This is a genomic window from candidate division KSB1 bacterium (genome assembly GCA_034505495.1).
Taxonomy (GTDB): domain Bacteria; phylum Zhuqueibacterota; class Zhuqueibacteria; order Residuimicrobiales; family Krinioviventaceae; genus Fontimicrobium_A.
Genome location: JAPDQV010000019.1, coordinates 52569 through 59523 on the forward strand (window position 1 = coordinate 52569; position 6955 = coordinate 59523).

The window sequence follows — 6955 nt, forward strand, 5'->3', positions numbered from 1 at the left end:
CAGTCTGTCAAGTTTTCTGCTTTTTTAAAGCGGAAAATTGAAAAGAATACTTTTTGACATTTACAAAATATTCTTAAATTGTCGAATGTAAACGTGGAAAATAGGGAAATTTCTTTTAATGGTTACGACTGCTGACTTTAAGACCGGTCTGATTATTAAAGTCGAAGACGAACTTTATTCCATCGTCGAGTTTCAACACGTTAAAATGGCGCGCGGCAGCGCTTTTACACGAACAAAGATCAAATCCCTGCAAAGCGGCCGCGTTCTCGAGCGCACCTTTCGCGGCAGTGATAAATTCGAAGCCCCGAACGTCGAGCGACGGCAAATGCAGTTTCTCTATCGCGACGGCAATCTGCTCATCTGCATGGACAACGTGACCTTTGAACAAATCACCATTGCAGAAACGATGATGACACCCTCCACGGAATTTCTAAAGGAAGGGCAGCAGGTGACGCTTTTGCTGAACGGCGAAACGCCGATCGCTGCGGAAATGCCCAATTTTGTCGAGTTGGAGGTTATTGAGACCGAGCCCGGCTTTAAAGGCGATACGGTTTCGGGCGCCGTCAAGCCGGCTGTGGTGGAGACTGGCGGTCGCGTGATGGTGCCGCTTTTCGTCGAGGTCGGAGATGTGATCAAGATCGACACCCGTTCATCTACTTACTTGGAACGAGTGAACCGATAGGAGGAGGGATTAGGAGAAGCCCATGAAAGTCAAGCAGCTTTATGAGCTCGTCAAGCTGATCGAACAGAGCTCCATCGATGAGATCGAGGTTCGGGAGTGGTTCGGACAACGCATCCGCATCCGCAAGAATATCGGCTCAGCGGTTTCCGTTGCGCCTGCCGCTGTGCCCGCGGCGCCCGTCATGCCGACGCCTCCCGCTGAAGCGCCTGCTCAGAAAGGCCCCGAACCGCATGCGGCCAAACAGGAAGATGAATCCCGTTACTTCCAAGTCCGTGCCCCGATGGTCGGCACATTTTACCGCGCTCCGGCGCCGGATGCCGAACCGTTTGTTAAAGAAGGTGACATCGTGGCGAAAGGCCAGACGCTCTGCATCATCGAGGCCATGAAGCTGATGAACGAAATCGAATCCGAAGTAGCCGGAAGAATCGTCAAGATATTGGCGGCGAACGCGCAGCCGATTGAATATAATCAGGTGCTTTTCCTCATCGATCCTTCGTAAGGGTAGAGCTGCCGTGTTCAACAAGATTCTTATCGCTAATCGGGGAGAGATAGCCCTGCGCGTCATTCGCGCCTGCAAGGAGTTGGGCATTGCCACCGTCGCCGTTTACAGCGAAGCGGATCGCGACAGTCTTCACGTCCGTTTTGCCGACGAGGCAGTCTGCATCGGGCCGGGTCCCAGCGCCAAAAGCTATCTGTTTATCCCCAGTCTCATCAGCGCCGCAGAAATAACTAATGCCGATGCGGTTCATCCGGGGTACGGATTTTTATCGGAAAATGCCCATTTTGCCGAAATCTGCGAATCCTGCGGTCTGCGTTTTATCGGCCCCTCGCCGACAGTAATCGCTCAGATGGGGGATAAAGCCTTTGCCAAAGCCGCCATGAAAAAGGCGGGTGTGCCGACCATTCCAGGTTCCGACGGCGTCGTCTCCTCCCTCAAAGAAGCCGAAAAGGTAGCCAAAGAGATCGGTTTCCCGATCATCATCAAGGCGGTGGCGGGCGGCGGCGGTCGCGGCATGCGGGTCGTTAGAAGCATAAGCGAACTCGAAAACGCATACAACTCGGCCCGCAGCGAAGCCGAAGCTGCTTTCGGCAATCCTGGAATTTACATCGAAAAGTTTTTCGAACAACCTCGCCATATCGAGGTTCAGCTTTTGGGCGATCTGCACGGCAATGTCGTTTCTCTGGGCGAAAGAGAGTGTTCGATCCAGCGCAAGCACCAAAAGTTGATCGAAGAGTCACCCTCCCCGGCAGTCGATCAGGAGACACGCGAAAAGCTGAACGCCGCAGCGGTGCGGGGAGCGATGCAGGTCGGATATAACAGCGCCGGCACCATCGAGTTTCTCATGGATGAAAACAAGAATTTTTATTTTATGGAAATGAACACCCGCATTCAGGTGGAACATCCGGTTACCGAGGAGGTGTTTGACATAGACTTGGTGAAGGAGCAGATCGCCGTTGCTGCAGGAAAGCATATCCCTGAAAAGCTAAAGGGCTACCGAATGCGCGGCCATGCCATCGAATGCCGAATCAATGCCGAGGATCCGCGCGCCGGTTTTAGGCCTTCTCCGGGCGTCATCACCACGCTGCACACGCCGGGCGGCGTCGGCGTTCGGGTGGACACCCATGCTTACGCTCAATACGCTATTCCGCCGTATTACGATTCATTGATTGCCAAGCTGATCACTCACGGCCGCGATCGCGATGAGGCCATTGAACGTATGGTGCGGGCGCTCGAAGAGTTTGTTATCGAAGGCATCGCCACGACGATCCCGTTGCATAAAGCGATCATCAATACGCCGGAATTCCGCTCCGGAAATTTCAATACCAAGTTCTTGGAAACTGTCGATTTGAAATATTAAAATTGACTGCGAATGATTTTTCTAACTTACAACAAGAGGTCAACATGCAGATACCGGCAAAATTAAAGTACACCGAAGAGCATGAATGGGTGGAAGTCGAGGGCGACATTGCCGTCATCGGCATCACCGATTACGCTCAGAGCGAACTGGGTGACCTGGTGCACATCGAACTGCCCCAGGTAGGCGACACGGTGACGCAAATGGAATCGTTCGGTACGGTCGAAGCGGTAAAAGCAGCGAGTGATCTGTATGCACCGGTCAGCGGCACAGTCGTGGAGGTGAACACCGATCTGCAGGATCGGCCCGATCTTGTCAATAAAGACCCTTACGGCGCCGGCTGGATCATCAAGGTCAAGATGTCGGATCCGTCCGAATTGGACCGTCTCTTGGACGCGGAAAAGTACAAATCGATGATTTCTTGACCCTGCCTAAGCGCGCAAATTTTTGATCTTTTTGCGAACAACAGACCATTAGCGTGCATTTTTTTCGTGCGGGTGTGGCATGTAAGGGGCAGCGCGTACGAATAGGGTTTCGGCATTCTCATGGTGAGTATTTATCCAACACATTGTTATTATAAATGTTGAGTGCATGTTTCAGGGCGAGGTACATGCGCCCGATTTTAATGTGAATTTTATCGATTGCCGGCATTATTATTGTTTAGATCTATTTGTCAGGAAAAGAAAGGAACTTTTTCGGGTTATCAGAGTTTCTAACAACAAAAAAGAGGAGATCCTTTTAGACCCTTCGCTACAGATTAAAGTTTTTCAAGTTCGAAAATCTTTGTATATTAGTACTGGTTTTTTCTGATTGTTAAGCGAAAAGGTTCAAAGGATCCCTCTCTGCAGCCGAATGGATGACGGCTTACTTATGGTGGAGAGCGGGTCGTCATGTGTTCGGCTATTTTTTTTGAAATTGATTTCAGCAACATAATTTGGAGGAAACAATGAGGAAGGTTTTTCTTTTCCTGATCGTCGCTGCGATGGGTGTAACGGGATGGGTTTCATCCGCCTACGCCGTAAGTGAAGCGGCAGTGTTATCGCTGATGATCTCTCCGGGGGCCCGCGCTGCCGGTATGGGGGAGGCGTTCGTTGCCTTGGCCGACGATGCAACGGCTACCTATTGGAATCCTGCCGGTCTGGCTTTTCAATACGGCAAAGAACTGCATTTCATGCATGTTAACTGGCTGCCGGAGTTCGGTAACGATATGTTTTACGATTTCGCCACCTATATTCATCATGTGGAGGGAATCGGTACTTTCGGACTGAACGTCACCTATTTGAATTTGGGAGAACAAATTCACACCGATGAGACCGGCGCGGAATTGGGCAAGTTCGGCAGCAACGAGTATTCGATCGCGCTTACTTACGGCACCAAGATGTCGGAAAACTGGTCTGTCGGTCTGGGCATGCGCTATATCCGTTCGAATTTGGCCGGCGGCATCAAGGTCGGCGCCGAACAGGGTGAAGGCGTGGCCAACGGCTTTGCCTTCGACGTAGCCACCCTCTATAAGTTCCCCTTTGCGCCCAAGCTTTCTTTCGGCGTCAATCTTTCCAACATGGGCCCCAAGATTTCCTACATTGACGTGGCGCAGGCGGATCCTCTGCCGACCAATCTGCGCTTCGGCTTTGCCTACAAACTGGTCGAAAGCGAATTTAACAAGCTTAGCCTGGTCATGGACGTCAACAAGCTGATGGTCACCCGCAATCGCGACGGCAGCACCGACCCGTTCTACAAGGCGCTGTTTACCTCCCCCTGGACGACCGAAGAGGTCACTTACGGCGAAAATAAAGAAGTGCTCTCGAAAAAGACGATCTTTAACGGCACCGTCAGCGGCGGGGTCGAGTACTGGTACAGCAACATCTTTGCGTTGCGTGCCGGCTATTATTGGGACGAGCCCGGCAAGGTGAAATATACCTCCTTCGGCGGCGGCATTCAGTACCATCTTTACCGTTTTGATTTCGGCTACGTCGCTGCGCCTGAAGGACACCCTCTTGCCAACACCATGAGATTTTCGCTGACCATCGGTTTTTAATCGAGTCGTCAAAACGATGATGAGCAAAAGGAAAGTTTATACTTCCTTTTGCTCATTTTTTTGATCAGCGGAATATCCTCACCATCTCACCTGCCATTATGACACAAAAGGACATGAGATGCGCTTGCCGAAAGTAAAACCTCTCGAGGTTGCTGCCGCAGCACTTTTATTTCTCTTTTTTTCAATTCCTTCGCGCGCTGAGCTTTTGCGTCCCAGTGCCGCGATGATCAAAAGCTTGAACCGGTCGAACGAGCGTGTCGGGCGTTTGCTTTCAGAAGGCAGACGGCCTCATTTGCCCGACACTCTCAAAGTCTTGGCGCTGCGAGTGCAATTTATACGGGACTCCCTGAAAACGACCACCGGCGACGGCACCTTCGATCTTTCCCACTCCGACGAATACCTAATCGACCGTCCGCCGCACGATCGCATCTATTTTGAGCATCAGCTGCTGGCGCTGCGCAACTATTTTTACACCGTCAGCAACGGCAAGTTGGTCATAGAATCTACGGTGCTGCCGAACGGGCTGAACGACAGCTACGCCCTGCCTCACGACATGGTCTATTACAGCGGCGAAGAAGACGAGCAGCTGCAGAAGCAGCGATGGGCGGAACTGCTGCGCGATGCGGTCACGATCGCTTATGCCGCCGATGCCGATGCCTTCCGCCGTTTCGATGCCTTGGTTCTTTTTCACGCCGGAGTCGGCAGAGACTTTGCCTTTGATTTTACGGAAACCCCCTTTGACATTCAATCGGCTTACATTGACTTGGAAACGCTGCGTGAGACGCTGGGGTCAGGTTCGGCTGCCTACCGCGGCATAGAGCTCGGATCGGTCGTAATCACCGACGGCATCATTCTGCCCGAGACGCAGTGCCAGAAAGGTTACACGCTCGGCCTCCTGGGCACTGCCGCGCTGCTGATGGGCAGCAGGCTGGGCATGCCGGCGCTGTTTCAGACCGAAACCGGCCGGCCGGGCATCGGCAGATGGGGGTTGATGGATCAAGGTTCCTATAACCTGTCCGGACTGGTGCCGGCGCATCCGTCGGCTTGGGAAAAGATGTTTATGGGCTGGGAAGAGCCGATCGTCGTCAATACGCTCGAAAACGCTGCCGTCGGTGCTTTTGGAACCCAATCGGCACCGCGCCTTATTAAAGTGCCGATCCATGAAAAAGAATATTTTTTGCTGGAAAACCGTCAGCGGGATCCCAATCGCGACGGCGTCACTTTCGGTCGCGATGAAAACGGTCGAAGGCTGAAAATTGATGAGGCCGGCAGACTGGTGGCGGAGGAGGGTTTAGGGGTCGTTACCCGTGTCGATGAATATGACTTTGGCCTGCCGGGATCGGGCATTCTCATCTGGCACATCGATGAACGCGTCATTGCCGAACGATTGGCCTCCAATACGATCAACAACGACCCGACGCGGCGCGGCGTCGATTTGATCGAATGCGACGGACCCCAGGATATCGGCCAGATTTATTCGATGTTCTCCGCCGGCGCCGGAACAGAGTCCGGGGACTATTGGGATCCTTATTGGCAGGATAATTTATCTCACCGATACGTCAACAAAGACAGACCGGTAGAGTTTTCGCCCCAAAGCATTCCCTCCAGCGCCGCCTACGGCCGAGCGGATTCGCACATCCGCATGACCCATTTCAGCAATCAGGACAGCGTCATGACGCTGTCGATCTATTCTGATTACCATCGTCCGGGATTTCCCCGGTATACCGGCGAACGCTTCTTCGACGGCTCTCTCGTAATGTTTAGCTTACCGACGAATGAAAAAGCATTGGCTGCCGTGTCGACAAGCGGCAGTCTGTTCGCCTGGAATCTCGACGGCACCAAGGTGATAGCCAATTCGACAACGGCTTTTTATGAAAGCCCGCTGGGCCGTCAAGTCGCCTATCCGCTTGCGCTGATCGGCCGCACGGCGGCAGCTGTCGACCGGCCGCCTGCAGCGTTCGACTGGACTGCCGCGACGCCGGGCGAGGAGTTGATAACCGTAGACCGGCAAGGCGAGGTGATCATTTGGTCGGCCGCCGATGCGGATCACGACGGAGCCGCCGATGTCTGCGACCGCTTCCGACTAGACTGCCTGCCGACGGCCGGTCCATTGGTTTTCAATAACGGACCGGTACCATTGCTTTGGGTAGGGAGCCGAGACGGCCGAGCCCTCGGCCTGCGCTCGGTCGACGGCAGGCTGCAGCTTGCGGTCGAACTTTATGTTTCCGAGCAGGAGATTACGGCTCTGCTGGCTTTCGCCGATCGGCTGATCGCGGCGGATGCTGCGGGTATGGTGTCGGTTTATGAAGCCGCCGAGGGAGGTTTTCGTCGCGCATTGCAGTTCGACAGCGGCATCAAAGGGGGACTCTATCTTGTGCGCGG

Annotated in this window: 6 protein-coding genes; all 6 read left to right on the forward strand. The window is 53.4% G+C overall.

Translation table 11 applies throughout. From position 1 onward, the window contains the following. Window positions 1-118: 118 nt before the first annotated feature. The gene (efp, locus tag ONB24_09210; GenBank protein ID MDZ7316286.1) at window positions 119-682 is read left to right on the forward strand and encodes an elongation factor P; all 564 of its coding nucleotides are present in this window, start codon (window positions 119-121) and stop codon (window positions 680-682) included. A gap of 22 nt (window positions 683-704) precedes the next feature. Further along, the gene (gene accB / locus ONB24_09215) at window positions 705-1181 is read left to right on the forward strand and encodes an acetyl-CoA carboxylase biotin carboxyl carrier protein (protein MDZ7316287.1); all 477 of its coding nucleotides are present in this window, start codon (window positions 705-707) and stop codon (window positions 1179-1181) included. Window positions 1182-1194: 13 nt separating this feature from the next. Further along, window positions 1195-2541, forward strand: coding sequence for an acetyl-CoA carboxylase biotin carboxylase subunit (gene accC / locus ONB24_09220; GenBank protein MDZ7316288.1), 1347 nt, complete (start codon window positions 1195-1197; stop codon window positions 2539-2541). Window positions 2542-2585: 44 nt separating this feature from the next. Next, window positions 2586-2963: a glycine cleavage system protein GcvH gene (gene gcvH, locus ONB24_09225; protein ID MDZ7316289.1), complete on the forward strand. Its 378-nt coding sequence runs from the start codon at window positions 2586-2588 to the stop codon at window positions 2961-2963. 521 nt (window positions 2964-3484) lie between these two features. Continuing rightward, the gene (locus tag ONB24_09230; GenBank protein MDZ7316290.1) at window positions 3485-4573 is read left to right on the forward strand and encodes a PorV/PorQ family protein; all 1089 of its coding nucleotides are present in this window, start codon (window positions 3485-3487) and stop codon (window positions 4571-4573) included. Window positions 4574-4691: 118 nt separating this feature from the next. Then, a partial coding sequence (locus ONB24_09235) for a hypothetical protein (GenBank protein MDZ7316291.1) occupies window positions 4692-6955 on the forward strand: 2264 nt, incomplete at its 3' end.

Bases quoted from the DNA above. Each gene is read 5' to 3' on its own strand.
- ONB24_09230 (MDZ7316290.1), top strand. From the start codon at position 3,485: ATGAGGAAGGTTTTTCTTTTCCTGATCGTCGCTGCGATGGGTGTAACG.
- gcvH (MDZ7316289.1), top strand. From the start codon at position 2,586: ATGCAGATACCGGCAAAATTAAAGTACACCGAAGAGCATGAATGGGTG.
- efp (MDZ7316286.1), top strand. From the start codon at position 119: ATGGTTACGACTGCTGACTTTAAGACCGGTCTGATTATTAAAGTCGAA.
- accB (MDZ7316287.1), top strand. From the start codon at position 705: ATGAAAGTCAAGCAGCTTTATGAGCTCGTCAAGCTGATCGAACAGAGC.